This is a genomic window from Companilactobacillus pabuli, assembly GCF_014058425.1.
GTDB classification, from domain to species: domain Bacteria; phylum Bacillota; class Bacilli; order Lactobacillales; family Lactobacillaceae; genus Companilactobacillus; species Companilactobacillus pabuli.
On sequence record NZ_CP049366.1, the window covers coordinates 887,498 to 902,372 of the forward strand.

13 protein-coding genes and 1 riboswitch are annotated in these 14,875 nt (G+C 34.5%); all 13 genes read left to right on the top strand.

Features of this window, described 5'->3' with window-relative positions; genetic code table 11:
* Window positions 1-116 precede the first annotated feature (116 nt).
* The gene (locus G6534_RS04295) at window positions 117-1,397 is read left to right on the top strand and encodes a PTS sugar transporter subunit IIC (protein ID WP_182083171.1); all 1,281 of its coding nucleotides are present in this window, start codon (window positions 117-119) and stop codon (window positions 1,395-1,397) included.
* An 81-nt stretch (window positions 1,398-1,478) separates the two neighbouring features.
* Window positions 1,479-2,297 (top strand): Cof-type HAD-IIB family hydrolase, encoded by an 819-nt coding sequence (locus tag G6534_RS04300; RefSeq protein WP_059073486.1) that lies wholly within the window; start codon window positions 1,479-1,481, stop codon window positions 2,295-2,297.
* A gap of 306 nt (window positions 2,298-2,603) precedes the next feature.
* On the top strand, window positions 2,604-3,455 hold the full coding sequence (locus tag G6534_RS04305) for a PRD domain-containing protein (protein WP_059073485.1): 852 nt from the start codon (window positions 2,604-2,606) through the stop codon (window positions 3,453-3,455).
* Window positions 3,456-3,468: 13 nt separating this feature from the next.
* Entirely contained in the window at window positions 3,469-3,819 is a 351-nt protein-coding gene (locus tag G6534_RS04310) for a PTS lactose/cellobiose transporter subunit IIA (RefSeq protein ID WP_059073484.1), read from the top strand.
* 18 nt (window positions 3,820-3,837) lie between these two features.
* Window positions 3,838-5,535: a PTS lactose transporter subunit IIBC gene (locus G6534_RS04315; RefSeq protein WP_182083172.1), complete on the top strand. Its 1,698-nt coding sequence runs from the start codon at window positions 3,838-3,840 to the stop codon at window positions 5,533-5,535.
* Between the two features lie 14 nt (window positions 5,536-5,549).
* On the top strand, window positions 5,550-6,971 hold the full coding sequence (gene lacG, locus G6534_RS04320; RefSeq protein WP_059073483.1) for a 6-phospho-beta-galactosidase: 1,422 nt from the start codon (window positions 5,550-5,552) through the stop codon (window positions 6,969-6,971).
* Between the two features lie 265 nt (window positions 6,972-7,236).
* Window positions 7,237-8,091 (top strand): PRD domain-containing protein, encoded by an 855-nt coding sequence (locus G6534_RS04325; protein WP_059073482.1) that lies wholly within the window; start codon window positions 7,237-7,239, stop codon window positions 8,089-8,091.
* A gap of 12 nt (window positions 8,092-8,103) precedes the next feature.
* Window positions 8,104-8,454: a PTS lactose/cellobiose transporter subunit IIA gene (locus G6534_RS04330; protein WP_059073481.1), complete on the top strand. Its 351-nt coding sequence runs from the start codon at window positions 8,104-8,106 to the stop codon at window positions 8,452-8,454.
* A gap of 54 nt (window positions 8,455-8,508) precedes the next feature.
* Window positions 8,509-10,245 carry a lactose/cellobiose PTS transporter subunit IIB gene (locus G6534_RS04335; protein ID WP_059073480.1) on the top strand — a complete coding sequence of 579 codons (1,737 nt, stop codon included), beginning with the start codon at window positions 8,509-8,511 and terminating at the stop codon, window positions 10,243-10,245.
* A complete protein-coding gene (gene lacG, locus G6534_RS04340; protein ID WP_182083173.1) occupies window positions 10,242-11,669 on the top strand; it encodes a 6-phospho-beta-galactosidase in 1,428 nt (475 codons plus the stop codon). The genes G6534_RS04335 and lacG (G6534_RS04340) overlap by 4 nt, the downstream gene beginning before the upstream one ends.
* 156 nt (window positions 11,670-11,825) lie before the next feature.
* Complete coding sequence (locus tag G6534_RS04345) at window positions 11,826-12,638, top strand: Cof-type HAD-IIB family hydrolase (RefSeq protein WP_059073478.1); 813 nt, start codon at window positions 11,826-11,828, stop codon at window positions 12,636-12,638.
* 96 nt (window positions 12,639-12,734) lie between these two features.
* On the top strand, window positions 12,735-13,592 hold the full coding sequence (locus G6534_RS04350; RefSeq protein ID WP_059073477.1) for a PRD domain-containing protein: 858 nt from the start codon (window positions 12,735-12,737) through the stop codon (window positions 13,590-13,592).
* 271 nt (window positions 13,593-13,863) lie between these two features.
* Entirely contained in the window at window positions 13,864-14,577 is a 714-nt protein-coding gene (locus G6534_RS04355; protein WP_059073476.1) for a gamma-glutamyl-gamma-aminobutyrate hydrolase family protein, read from the top strand.
* A gap of 62 nt (window positions 14,578-14,639) precedes the next feature.
* Window positions 14,640-14,774: riboswitch (FMN riboswitch) on the top strand.
* Window positions 14,775-14,875 lie beyond the last annotated feature (101 nt).

A 14,875-nucleotide genomic window follows, 5' to 3' on the forward strand; every position in this document is an offset into this window, starting at 1 on the left:
AAAAAAATTTGACCGATATTGTTCTAAAAAGATTGAAAATTAATAAAATAATGACTTGTCATATAAAAATTATCTAACGTATACTTTTATCAGGGATAATATGGGGGAGTACGTTTGTGCAAGAAAAATTTGAAAAAAAATTGACGCCTTTAGCTAATAAGTTAGCTGAAAACGTCGTTTTAAAATCGTTACGCGATGGCTTTTTGATTATTACGCCACTGATTATAGTTATTTCGATATTTTTATTGATTGGTAATTTTCCAATTCCAGGATGGACAAAATTTTGGACTGGAATCTTTGGTCATAAGTGGATTGAATGGTTTAGTGCAGTTTCTGGATCAGTGTTTAATTTTACCGGCTTATTGTCGTGCTTTGGGATTTCTTATGCTTATAGTAAAAATCGTGGATTAGTGCCAGTACATGCCACAGCGGTAGCATTAGTTTCTTTTTTCATTTTAACGCCAATGACTGTAACATTTGGCCAACATGAAGTTGGAGCTGTTAAAACTTTATATCTTGGTCCTAATGGAATTTTCTTAGGACTTTTTACAGCTTTAGTTAGTGTCGAGTTGTTTAGATTCGCTAAAAAGCGTAAATGGACGATTAAGATGCCTAAAGGTGTACCGGATATGGTTCGAGAATCATTTGATGTCTTGTTGCCTAGTGGTTTTGTAATTTTGATTTTCTTTTTGATTAGGATTATTTTTAGTTTAACATCTATGGGGACAGCTTATAATTTTATTTATACGCTGTTGCAAGCACCATTAAAGCATGTCGGGAATTCATTAGGTTCAGTTTTTTTGTATATTTTCATAGCTTCAATTTTGTGGTGTTTTGGAATTAATGGACCGTCAGTCGTTAATAGTGTCTGGTCACCGATATTCTTTGTCTTGAGTCAGGATAACTTAAAGGCTTTCCAAACAGGTCATCCGTTACCTCACATCTATACTGAGCAGTTCATTGAAGATTTTGCGACATATGGTGGCGGTGGCAGTGTCTTATCGTTGATCATCGTGATGGTGTTTGTCTGTAAATCTAAACGAATCAAAGAATTAGGTAAATTGACGCTTATTCCTAGTATCTTTGGAATTGGCGAGCCACTTATTTATGGGTTACCAGTTGTTTTGAATCCAATTATTGCGATACCGTTTGTAATAACACCGGTCGTGAATGTTTTGTTGTCAGGATTAGCTTTTTCAATTCATTTGGTGCCATATACTAACGGTGTCATGTTGCCATGGACTACACCACCGATCATTTCGGGTTGGTTGACGACAGGAAGTTGGCGTGGTGCTGCGCTGCAAGTTATTGAGATTATTATTGGTATTATGATTTATTTGCCTTTTATTAAAATGTTAGATAATAAATATTTGTTGGATGAAGCAGCTGCTGAATAAGTGGTTGTTTTTTTTTTGATGTATTTGAAAGCGCTTAAATGTTAAGCTATTATCAAAATAAACAGTGAAGGGAGCATAATTATGCCAAAAATCAAATTAGTAGCAATGGATATTGATGATACCTTGTTAGATGATAAGAAGAACATTTCTTTACAAAATAAAACGGCTATTCAGAGTGCACTTGATGATGGGGTCAAGATAGTATTAAGTTCAGGAAGAACCTTCAATGGGATGATTGAATATTTGGATGAATTAGGTATTGAAGGTAATGATCAATTTGTAATTATTGACGGTGGTGGTGTCGTTCAGACAGTATCAGGACATATTATCTATCAACAGACTTTGTCGAATGCTGCCTATCGGAAGATTGATAAATATGTAGTTGATAATGGACTGCATTATAATGCCGTAGATGTAGAAGGAAATACTTATACTAGTAATCGAGATTTTATTGATAAATATACTGTTTTACAAGCTTTTGAAAATAACAAAGGATTAATTATTAAGAGTCCAGATGAGCTACCTAATGATTTTGAAATAGTAAAAGCTATTTTAAATGAGGATGGATCAAAATTGGATGCTATTACACCAGAAGTAAATGATCTGTTTGGAAAAAACCATTACGTAGTAAGAACGGATGTTGGTTTTTTGGAGATCATGCCACAACATGTCGATAAAGGCAACGCCTTATTACATTTAGCTGATCATCTAGGAATTGATATAAAAAATACTTTGGCAATTGGTGATGGAGCCAATGATATACCAATGTTAAAACAAGCTGGAGTATCCGTGGTCATGGAAAATGCCGCTGAATCAATAAAAGAAATAGCAGATTTCGTTACTAAAAATAATAATGAAAGTGGCGTGGCAACAGCTTTTGAGAAATATGTTTTAAATTAAGATAAATAGTGATTTAAAAAATAATCTTTTGAAACCGTTTACAAATCATAGTGAATGTTTTATACTAATTTGTGTTGAAAGAAATGAACATGGCTCAGTGAGTTGTTACTATTAAATTAGGCGAGATCACTTAGCATTTTGATTAAGTTTTTTATTAGTCGAAGTGTGGGTGGTCTTTTTTATTTGTTGAGTGAGTTGTTACTATTAAATTAGGCGAGATCACTTAGTATTACAGACTTGTAGTTTACCGCAAAACTGTATACTAGTGGTCTTTTTTTTATGGATTAAGGAAAGGAGGCAATTAAATTGGTACAAATAGTACAAGTTTTTAATAACAACAGTGCTCTGGTTGACATAGGAGACCATCGTCAAGCAATTGTGAATGGAACCGGCATTGCTTTTAACAAGCATAAGGGGTCGGAGATTGACTCTAAAAAAGTGAATAAGATTTTTTATTTAGATACAAAAGAATCACAACAAAATTTATATTTCTTGATTAAAGATATTCCAATCGATATCGTAACTACTACTTATGAAATTATTGATTATGGTGTTAAAAAATATAAGTATCATGTACTAGATTATGCGTACATCACTTTAAGTGATCATCTTTTAGGATCATATAACCGCATAATGGATGGTACTTATCAAGAAGCTTTAATCCCTGATATGCACAATGAATATCCTTTGGAATACAGAATTGCTGAACATGCTTTAGAAGTAATTAACAATAACTTGGGTGTTGAATTTCCTAAATCTGAAATTAAAAGTATTGCACTTCATTTTATCAATGCAAAAGGTAACGGGCCAGAAGAGAGTGGCCTTAAGAAAGATGAAAGCCAAGATATTAATGAAATTGTAAATGGCATCTTAGACAAGTATGGAATCAAACGTATCGGAAGCAATAGTAATTATTATGACCGATTTATGATTCATCTCCAATATTTAGCTGGTCGTTTGGATAAGCCAGAAGATAAAAAGGAAATTAGTCCAAGTTTAGAGATCGAAATGAAGAAGTCATATCCAGATTCTTTTGAAATTGCTAGTGAAATGTATGACGAGCTTCAAAATAAACTTAATAAGAATTTAGGTTCAAATGAGTTAATTTATTTCATTATTCATATTCAGCGTTTAATTCAAGAAGAAGTTAAAAGTTAGCGAGGGAAAAATTATGGCCGTTACTAAAGAAGATATATCAATGACAGGTTTTGCAATCGTTGCTTATGCGGGGGATGCCAAGACAGCACTTCTAAAAGCCTTGGATAATGCTCGTGAAGGTAAAATTGCTGAAGCTAAAAAATTGGTTGAAGAAGCAAATCAATCAATTGTTGATGCTCATAATGAACAAACCAAATTGTTAGCTGATGAAGCTGGTGGCATGGATATGGATGTCACATTTATTATGGTTCATGGACAGGATACTTTGATGACAACAATGATGTTGATGGATCAATGTAAATTCTTCATTGATGAGTATGAAAGAATTAATAAGATTGAAGAGAAGTTAGATATGCAAAATTAAATAAGGGGGATTAAAAAAATGGATGTCATTACTAATAGAATTGAAAAAATGAAACCCGGATTTGAAAAAATTGCATCTAATGCATATGTTTCTGCTATCCGTGATGGTTTCATTGCCGCAATGCCAATTATTTTGTTCTCAAGTTTGTTCATCCTAGTTGCATATGTTCCAAACGCTTGGGGATATCATTGGCCAACTAATGTTGAAAATAACATTATGATTGCCTATAACTACTCAATGGGTCTTTTAGCTTTGTTTGTTACTGCGACAACTGCTAAAAATTTAACAGATACTAAGAACCTAGATTTGCCCAAGACTAATCAAATGAATTCAGTGTCAATCATCATGGCAGCTGAAATTGCATTTATTATTAGTTCTATCGTTCAAAACAAAGGTGGAGCAGATCTTACATATTTAGGAACACAAGGTTTGGTAGCATCATATCTTGTCGGCTTGATTGTTCCTAATATCTACTACATTTGTATTAAAAATAACGTTACTATCAAAATGCCTCCACAAGTACCACAAAATATTTCTCAGACATTCAAAGACGTTATTCCAATGTTCTTATCAGTTACAGTTTTCTGGGCTTTCTCATTACTACTAGTAAATTTAACTGGTAAAAACTTAGCTCAATTAATTATTGCAATATTAGCACCTATTTTCAGTGCTAGTGATTCGTATATTGGCTTAGCCATTATTGCTGGTGCGATGGGATTCTTCTGGTTTGTTGGTGTTCAAGGACCATCAATCGTTGCTCCTGCCGTTTCAGCTATTGAAGTTACAAATACAGCAGCCAACTTGAACTTGATTCAAGCTGGTCACCAAGCAACACACGTTTTAGCTCAAAATGCTCAAGATTATGTTATGAATATGGGTGGTACTGGATCAACCTTTATTCTAGTATTTTTGTTCCTATTCTTAGCTAAATCGAAACAATTGAAAGCTTTAGGTAAGGCTTCATTTATTCCAGTTAGTTTCTCAGTTAATGAACCTATTTTGTTCGGTGCTCCAATTATTATGAATCCTATTTTCTTCATTCCTTTCGTTGTTACACCAATGGTCAACATTTGTATGTTTAAGTTCTTTATTGATGTCCTAGGAATGAACGGTATGATGTACACCATGCCATGGGTAATTCCAGCTCCAATTGGTATTTTAGTAAGTACCGGTTTTGCACCATTAGCCTTTGTCTTCGTACTTCTAAGTTTGGTTGTCGATGCATTCATCTGGCTTCCATTCATGAGATCATATGATAGAGATTTGCTCACTGCTGAAAATAAGAAAGCAGAAGAAGAAGGAATTGCTACTGACGATTCAACAGATGAAACAACAGATGACTCCAATGATGCAACTGTAATGGCAACAGATGAATCTGATGATAAAGATGATACTACTTTAGATAAAGATACTGCTGTTATGGTTATCTGTGCCGGCGGTGGTACTAGTGGTATTTTGGCCAATGCTTTGAATAAGATGGCTAAGGAACGTGATTTGCCATTATCAGCTGCAGCTCGTGCTTATGGTCAGGATATGAATATGATTCAGGATATGGATCTAGTTATTTTGGCACCACAAATGGAAAGTATGAAAGGTAATGTAAAGAAGATTACTGATAAGTACGGTGCTAAATTAGCAACTACGTCAGGTAAAGAATATATTGAATTAACTAGAAATCCTGAGAAATCATTGAAATTTGTAAAAGATCACTTATAGGAGGATGTTTTTTAATGCTTAAATTACCAAAAGATTTTTTGATGGGTGGAGCAAGTGCCGCTTATCAAGTTGAGGGTGCAACTAAGGAAGACGGAAAAGGTAAAGTTCTTTGGGATGATTATCTTGAAAAGCAAGGCCGTTTTAGTCCAGATCCTGCAGCTGATTTTTATCATCGATATGATGAAGATCTAACGTTAGCTGAAAAGTATGGCGTTCAGACTATTAGAGTATCAATTGCTTGGTCAAGAATTTTTCCAGAGGGAACTGGTAAAGTAGAACCACGTGGTGTTGAATATTATCATAAATTGTTTGCATCTTGTGCCAAACATCATATTATTCCTTTCGTCACATTACATCACTTTGACACACCACTTACTCTGCATGATAAAGGTGACTGGTTGAGTCAAGAAATGCTTGATGCTTTTGTTGATTATGCCAAATTCTGCTTCAAAGAATTCCCAGAAGTAAAATATTGGATCACTATCAATGAACCTACTTCTATGGCTATCCAACAAACTGTCAGTGGAACTTTCCCTCCAGGGACTAAAGGCCGTTTTGATTTGGCATTTCAAGCTGAACACAACCAAATGGTAGCTTCTGCTAGAATTATCAACGCTTATAAAGAAATGAATCTCGGTGGCCAAATTGGTATCGTTCATGCTTTACAGACGGTTTACCCATACAGTGATAGTCCAGAAGACAAGCATGCTGCGGATTTGATGGATGCATTTGAAGATAGACTATATTTGGATGGTACTTTAGCCGGTAAATATAATCCTGAAACACTTAGTTTGGTTAAGGAAATATTGGATGCCAATAATCAACCTATGTTCAAGTCAACTGATGAAGAAATGGCACAGTTAGATAAAGCCGCACATCAAATCGACTTTGTCGGAGTAAACAATTACTTTAGTAAATGGATGCGTGCATACAAAGGTGAATCAGAGATGGTTCACAACGGTACGGGTGCTAAAGGCACATCAGTCTCTAGATTACATGGTATCGGAGAAGAAAAGAAACCTGATGGGATTGAAACGACTGATTGGGATTGGTCGATTTATCCTAAAGGGATGTATGATATTTTAATGCGTATTCATAATGAATATCCATTGGTTCCAGCTATCTATGTAACAGAAAATGGTATCGGTTTGAAAGAGAGTTTACCAGAAGGTGCAACTTCCGATACGATCATCGATGATCCAAAGAGAATTGACTATCTTAAGAAGTATATTTCTGCCATTGCGAAAGCAATTAATGATGGAGCAAATGTCAAAGGTTACTTTATTTGGTCATTGCAAGATCAATTCTCATGGACAAATGGTTATAGCAAGCGTTATGGACTATTCTTCGTAGATTTCCCAACACAAAAGAGATACGTCAAGAAGAGTGCTTTGTGGTTCAAGAAGCTCAGTGAGACTCACGAAATACCTGAATAAATTCAAAGAATGGAGTTAAGAATTTAATTATTCTTGGCTCTATTTTTTGATTATTTAAAAAAAAGTTTATTGAAACCGTTTACAAATAATTGGATGTGATATATACTAAGTTCTGTTGAAAGATGAATAACTAGTAAATTGTTACTATTAGATTAGGCGAGATTACTAGACATTTCACTTGGAGATAACTGTTTTTAATGAACAGCTATATCTAGGGGGGATGTCAGTAATCTCGTCTTTTTGCGTCTGGAAAGGGGGCTGGTTGATGGTAGAAATTGCTCAAGTCTTTAATAATAATAGTGCTTTGGTTAACCTAGGAGATCATAAGCAGGCAATTGTTAAGGGTAAGGGTATCGGTTTTCACATGACAAAAGGATCAAATTTAGAATCAAATAAAATCGAAAAAATATTTTATTTAAATACTAAAGGATCCCAAGAAAACTTATTTTTCCTAATGAAAGATATACCAATCGATGTGGTTACCACTACTTATGAAATTATTGATTATGCTAAAAGAAAATTTGATTATAATGTTTTGGATTATGTTTATATCACGTTAAGTGATCATATTTTTGGCTCATATAAAAGATATCTTTCACATACGTATTCAGAAAGTTTAGTTCCTGATATGAGCAATCAATATACGACAGAATATTTAATCGCCAGTCATGGCTTAGATGTAATTAATAAAAATCTAGGTGTCAACTTTCCAGAATCCGAAATAAAAAGTATTGCTTTACATTTTATCAATGCTCGCGGCGAAGAAAGTCAGAAAAATTATTTGAAGAAAGATGAAACAATCGATATTAATCAAATTGTTAAGGGCATTTTAATTGATAATAATATTTTTCGAGAAGAGGGAAATGGAAATTATTATGATCGTTTCATGATACATCTTCAATATTTAACTGGTCGGTTAGATGACCAAACTGATGAAAATGAGGACTTTAGTGAGAAATTGGAAAGAGAAATGCAGGATTCGTATCCTGTCTCTTATCAAATAGCTAAAGATATTTATGTCACTATTCAAAACAAGCTAAATAGAAAATTAAGTAGCAGTGAGCTTTTATATTTCATCATTCACATTCAACGTTTAACGCACGAAAAAACAAAAAGTTAGAGGTAAATTATTATGGCAGTTACTAAAGAAGATATTTCAATGACAGGTTTTGCAATCGTTGCTTATGCTGGAGATGCTAAAACAGCACTTTTGAAAGCATTAGATAATGCAAGAGAAGGCAAAATTGAAGAAGCAAAGAAGTTAGTTGAAGAAGCTAACAAGTCTATCGTCGATGCTCACAATGAGCAAACTAAATTGCTTGCTGATGAAGCTGGTGGCATGGACATGGATGTCACATTTATTATGGTCCACGGTCAAGATACATTGATGACAACAATGATGTTGATGGACCAATGCAAGTTCTTCATTGATGAATATGAACGTATCAATAAGATTGAAGAAAAACTAGATATGAAGAACTAATTATTTAGAAATTTTAAGTATTCAAAAAAAACTAACTCTGGGGGGTAAGTACTTATGAATACGATCGTTAAACAGATTGAAAAAGCACAACCGTTTTTCAAGAAACTCTCAGCCAACATTTATCTACAAGCCGTTCGTGATGGTTTCATTTCACTAATGCCAATCATCATCTTCTCGTCCTTGTTCATTTTAGTTGCTGATGTACCTAATATTTGGGGCTTTTATTGGCCTACAAATGTTAGTGACGGATTAATGAAGATTTACAACTTCTCAATGGGTGTTCTATCACTTATGGCTGCTGCCAACGTTGCTAGAGCATTAACTAAGAATTTGAACTTACGTTTGCCAAAGATTAATCAAATTCCTACGGCGGCCGTAATGTTCTCAGCACAAATTTCATTCTTACTTGTTGCTGTTGATCCATTTACTAATAAAGCCGGTGCTCTATTCTTCACAGAAGGATATATGGGTACTAAAGGTTTGCTAGCTGCATTCCTTGTTGGTTTTATCGTTCCAAACATCTACTACTTCAGTTTTAAGAATCACTTAACTTTGAAGATGCCAGATGCTGTACCACAGAATATTTCTTCAGCTTTCGCTAATATCATCCCATTCGCATTAGCTACATCATTCTTTGGTTTGTTTGATATCTTCTTCAGAATGGCAACTGGTACTAACTTAGCTGCTTGGATTATTCAAGTATTAGCTCCATTGTTTACAGCTGCTGATGGTTATGTTGGTTTAGCTATTGTTTATGGTGCTATGGCCTTCTTCTGGTTCATTGGTATTCAAGGACCTTCAATTGTTGAACCTGCTGTTACAGCTATTTACTTAACAAACGTTGAAACAAACATGAAGATCGTTCAAGCCGGTGGACATGCTACACATATTCTTGCACAAGGTACTCAATACTTTGTTGCTACATTAGGTGGTACTGGTGCTACATTAGTTATCACTTACATGTTTGCTCTTTGGGCAAAATCAAAAGAATTGAAAGCTATCGGACGTGCAGCCGCAATTCCTGTTTCATTCGGTGTTAACGAACCTATTTTGTTCGGTGCTCCATTGATTTTGAATCCTATTTTCTTCATTCCATTTATTGGTGCTCCAATTTTGAACGTTTGGTTATTCAAGATATTCGTTGATTACTTTGGTATGAACGGATTCGTATTCAACTTACCATGGACAACTCCTGGTCCTATCGGATTGATCATGGGTGTTAGATTCTCAATTCAAGCTGTTATTTTGGCTGTTGCATTGATTGTAATGGATGTTATCGTTTACTACCCATTCTTCAAAGCATATGATACGCAAAAGGTTCAAGAAGAAGCTAAAAAGGCTGCTGAAGCAGAAGCAAATGGTGAAAGTGGTGTAGAAACTACTGATGCTGTTGTTGCTACAGATGCAGGTGATATTCCTCTAGGACTTACAAAGGATAAAAAGAATTTAAATATTTTAGTTATTTGTGCCGGTGGTGGTACATCAGGTATTTTAGCCAATGCCTTAAATAAGATGGCTAAAGAAAAAGACTTACCAATCGAAGCCGCAGCTGCCGCTTATGGTGCTCACGGTGATTTATTACCAGATATGGATGTCACAGTTCTTGCTCCACAAATGGATGCTATGAAAGATTCACTAAAGAAAGAAGCCGATGCAAGTAACGTTAAGATGATTACTACATCTGGTAAGCAATATATCGATTTAACTAGACACGCTGATAAAGCCTTGAGTTTCATTATTGACAAACTAAAAGGCAATGACGCTAATCAAGCAGAAGGAGATAAAAAATGACACTGATTAACCGAGTAAAATCATTACCAAAAGGTTTCGTTCTAGGAGGAGCTACTGCAGCTTATCAAGTAGAAGGGAATACTAAAGTAGACGGCAAAGGGAAGACCATGTGGGATGACTATTTGAAGAAACAAGGCCGTTTCAGCCCTGATCCTGCAAGTGATTTTTACAGCCGTTATCCAGAAGACTTGGCTCTTTCTAAGAAGTATGGACTCAATGCCATTCGTGTTTCAATTGCTTGGAGTAGAATTTTTCCAGATGGCTATGGCGAACCTAATCAAAAGGGTGTTGATTACTATCACAGATTATTCAAGCAATGCCTAGATGATGGTATCGAACCTTATGTAACTTTGCATCACTTTGATACACCAAAGACATTGTTTGATCAAGGTGATTGGTTGAACAGAAAGCAAATTGACTATTTTGTTGATTATGCTAAATTCTGTTTCAAAGAATTTCCAGAGGTTACTAACTGGTTTACGATCAATGAGTTGATTTCATTAGCACAATCACAATATATTGGTGGAAATTTCCCACCTAATCATCATTTTGATGTATCAAGCGCTATCCAAGCTGAACACAATGAATTACTAGCACATGCCCGTGTAGTTAACTTGTTCAAAGAGATGGGATGCAAAGGTAGAATCGGTTTAATCCACGTTATTCAACCAGTTTATCCAATCGTCGATACACCAGAAAATCGTCACGCTGCAGCGCTACAAGATGCTTTCATTAACCGTTTCTTACTAGATGGAACATTTCTTGGTGAGTACAGTGATGAGACAATGAGCTTGATCAATGAAATCTTGGAAAAGAATGATGCACATTTGGATATCCAAGATGGTGATATGGAAATCTTGAAGAAGGCAAGTACTCAAAATGACTTCTTTGGATTGAATTATTATCAAAATCAATATGTCAAGGCTTATGATGGCGAAAGTGGCAATACTTTCAATGGTACAGGTGATAAGGGTACTAGTTCATTTAGATTCCACGGTGTTTGTGAAACGGTTAAGAATCCTGATATCCCAACTACTGATTGGGACTGGAATATTTATCCAGAAGGGTTATATGATGTTTTAACAAGAATCCATCGTGAATATAAGAATTGTAAGACTATTTATATCACTGAGAATGGTATCGGTATGAAAGAGCACATTGCTGATGATGCTCCAGATGACTTTATTTATGATGATGATAAACGAATCGATTACGTTGACCAACATCTACAAGCTTTGTTGAAAGCTTGTAGTGAAGGTGTTGATGTTAATGGTTACTTCATCTGGTCATTACAAGATCAATTCTCATGGGCAAATGGTTATAACAAACGTTATGGTCTATTCTATGTAAACTTTGATAACCAAAAACGTTACGTTAAAAAGAGTGCACTATGGTTTAAAGAACTTTCAGATACAATGAAATAAATTTTGACTTCCCTCAATTGAAAATATTTCAGTAACTGTTAGATGGCTTTTCCTAGGTAAAAATTAAGCGTTGAAATAAGAGAACCTTGAGACAATAAAAAAGTCCCAAGGTTCTTTTTTCTATTACAATAGAAGTAAATAAATAGGAGGATTGTGATGACTTACAAATTAATTGCATTAGACATGGATGATACGCTCTTAACATCTCAAAAGACGATATCAGATAAGAACAAAGAAATGATTCAAAAAGCTCTTTCTAAAGGAATCAAAGTGGTTTTATGCTCAGGAAGAACTCACAATGCGGTGGTAGATTATGCTGAAGAATTAGGTATCAAAGGTGTAGATCAATACATGATCACTAATGGTGGGGCAATCATTGAAAATTTAGAAGGCAAAATCATTTATCAACGAATGATGAGTAACGATTTTTATCGCCAATTTGTGCACTTTATTAAAGAAAATAATCTGCATTATAACGTCGTTGATAATCAAGGTAATACTTACACTAGTCAAAGTGACTGGTTTGATAAATACACTATTATGCAAGCCTATGAAAATGATAATGGTTTGTTTGTTCGAGAACCAGACGATTTACCAGATAACTTTGAAATTACTAAAGCAATCATTAATGGTGATGAGAAGAAATTAGACGATATCACACCAATGGTCAACGAGAAATTTGCTAAAGATTATTTCGTAGTAAGAACTGGAGTTGGCTTCTTAGAGATTTTTCCTAAAGATGTTAACAAAGGCAATGCTGTCAAGATTTTAGCTAAGGATTTGAATTTTGATTTATCTGAAGTAATGGCAATGGGAGATCGTGATAATGATATTCCAATGTTAAAAATTGTTGGTAAAGGAATTGCCATGGAAAATGCGATGCCACAAGTAAAGACAGCTGCTGATTTTGTGACTGCTGATAATAATCATAGTGGAGTAGGTTTAGCAATTGAGAAATTTGCTTTGTAAAATATAATCTTTTTTAGCATACGCTTTCATTATTTTGCTTGATTTAACCGCAAACGCCTAGAAGTACTTTATAATTAAAGTTATGAGGAGGGGATTATGCGATTACTGATTGAACAAGTTTTTAATAACAATACAGCTGTCGTTAATTTGGGGGATGACCAACACGCGATAGTTAAAGGTAAAGGGATAGCCTTCAATAAATCCAAAAAATCCTTTCTAGATAGTTCTAAAATAGAGAGGATTTTTTATTTAGATTCTGAAGAATCACAAAAGGATTTGTATTTTTTATTAAAAGATATTCCTATCGATGTAGTAACCACAACTTATGAAATAGTCGATTATGCTAAGAAAAAATTTAATTATTCGGTTATGGATTACATTTATATAACGCTCAGTGACCATATTTTTGGAGCGTACCAGCGTTACAATAATGGGCAATATAAGGAAAGCCACATTCCTGATATGAGTGATAATTATTTGGATGAATATTTGATAGCTAGTAAGGGATTGAATATTATTAATCACAATTTGAATATTCAATTACCAGACTCAGAAATTAAAAATATAGCGTTACATTTTATCAATGCTAAAACCGATAAAAAAATTCCTAAGCATAACGATAAAATTAAAGTTGATTTCGATAAAATTATTAAACGGGTAATGATCAAGAATAATATTTTCCGAACTAAAAGCAATAGTAATTATTATGATCGTTTCATGGTTCATCTACAGTATTTATCCCAGAGATTGAATAATAAATCTCAAGACACTAATTTTGATAAAAAAATTGAATTAGAGATGGAAAGAGACTACCCGGGCTCAACGAGTATTGCCAAACAAATTTCATTCGAGATCAAACAGGCGATGGGAGTGGAATTGAGTAGTAAAGAGTTATTGTATTTTATTATTCACATTCAGCGAATCACTCAGGAAGATGGTTTAAATCAAAAATAAGTAAAATTCTAATAAACTAAGGATTTATTTCTCGTAAACGATACAATATTTGTATCATTTTATCGGAAATAGATCCTTTTTTTCTTTTATTAAATAAAAATTAGAATCCGGCTAAACCTTTGAAAATTAACGAAAAAATGAAGAATCATTGTAATTTAAATAATTGATGCTTGAATTATAATTAGAAAATATTTAATATTATTAATAAATAGTTTGACAGATTAAAATAGAGTGCTAATCTAAAGTGAAATTGGAAAAGGAGCGATTGCGCATGAGTAAATTAATTGGAATTACTGCAGATATTTTTTTAGGTGCTACAGACGTGATCAATCAAAAGTTAATGGATTTTGTCCCACGTCCACTCGTTAATGGAGTTATCGCTGCTGGTGGTATTCCGGTTAGTTTACCCTCAATTCCTAAAGAAGAAGTCAACGGCTTGATTGCTAGATTGGACGGAGTAATTTTTCCTGGTGGTCCCGATATTGACCCGATTTTTATGGGTGAAGAGCCGATACCTAATCTTGGTGTGACTAATCGAACTAGAGACTTGTTTGAAATTGCTTTAGCTAGAACGGCGGTTGCTAAAAAGATCCCCATTTTAGGAATTTGTCGAGGAGCTCAAGTTATCGATGTGGCTTTAGGTGGTTCTGTCTACCAAGATTTACCTAGTCAATATCCTGGAAAATTACTAAAGCACCATCAGCAGTCACCTGGAGATCAACCGACTCATTTTGTTTCAGTCAACCATGATTCTAAATTATTTAAGTCAATTGGAGATAACGTTTTTGTTAATTCCAGACATCATCAAGCAATTAAAAATGTTCCTGAAGGATTGAGAGTTGTCTCTAAAGCGACTGACGGTGTGATTGAAGGAATTGAAAATGATGATGCGACTGTTCAAGCTGTTCAATGGCATCCAGAAAATCTCTGGCAACATGATTCTCAACAATTACAACTTTTTAAGGATTTTATTGCTCGCACATAATAAAAAAATTGAACTTGTCAAAAATATTTTTGTGTTGTAGTATTTTTAACTGAAAACTGAATAGATTTCTTCGGGGCAGGGTGTAATTCCCGACCGACGGTGACAATTCAACGAAATTGAAGTCCGTGACCCACGCAAGTGGTGGACCTGGTGAGAATCCGGGACCGACAGTATAGTCTGGATGGTAGAAGAACAATGAGATAATTATTTCATGCTATTAGTCGGCTTATTTGAGTCGCTCTCGTGTGAAATCTTATTTAGCTTATCTTGGGCCCCGCATATTTTTATGTGGGGTCTT

Bases quoted from the DNA above. Each gene is read 5' to 3' on its own strand.
- G6534_RS04300 (WP_059073486.1), top strand. From the start codon at position 1,479: ATGCCAAAAATCAAATTAGTAGCAATGGATATTGATGATACCTTGTTA.
- G6534_RS04310 (WP_059073484.1), top strand. From the start codon at position 3,469: ATGGCCGTTACTAAAGAAGATATATCAATGACAGGTTTTGCAATCGTT.
- G6534_RS04315 (WP_182083172.1), top strand. From the start codon at position 3,838: ATGGATGTCATTACTAATAGAATTGAAAAAATGAAACCCGGATTTGAA.
- lacG (WP_059073483.1), top strand. From the start codon at position 5,550: ATGCTTAAATTACCAAAAGATTTTTTGATGGGTGGAGCAAGTGCCGCT.
- G6534_RS04325 (WP_059073482.1), top strand. From the start codon at position 7,237: ATGGTAGAAATTGCTCAAGTCTTTAATAATAATAGTGCTTTGGTTAAC.
- G6534_RS04330 (WP_059073481.1), top strand. From the start codon at position 8,104: ATGGCAGTTACTAAAGAAGATATTTCAATGACAGGTTTTGCAATCGTT.
- G6534_RS04335 (WP_059073480.1), top strand. From the start codon at position 8,509: ATGAATACGATCGTTAAACAGATTGAAAAAGCACAACCGTTTTTCAAG.
- lacG (WP_182083173.1), top strand. From the start codon at position 10,242: ATGACACTGATTAACCGAGTAAAATCATTACCAAAAGGTTTCGTTCTA.
- G6534_RS04345 (WP_059073478.1), top strand. From the start codon at position 11,826: ATGACTTACAAATTAATTGCATTAGACATGGATGATACGCTCTTAACA.
- G6534_RS04350 (WP_059073477.1), top strand. From the start codon at position 12,735: ATGCGATTACTGATTGAACAAGTTTTTAATAACAATACAGCTGTCGTT.
- G6534_RS04355 (WP_059073476.1), top strand. From the start codon at position 13,864: ATGAGTAAATTAATTGGAATTACTGCAGATATTTTTTTAGGTGCTACA.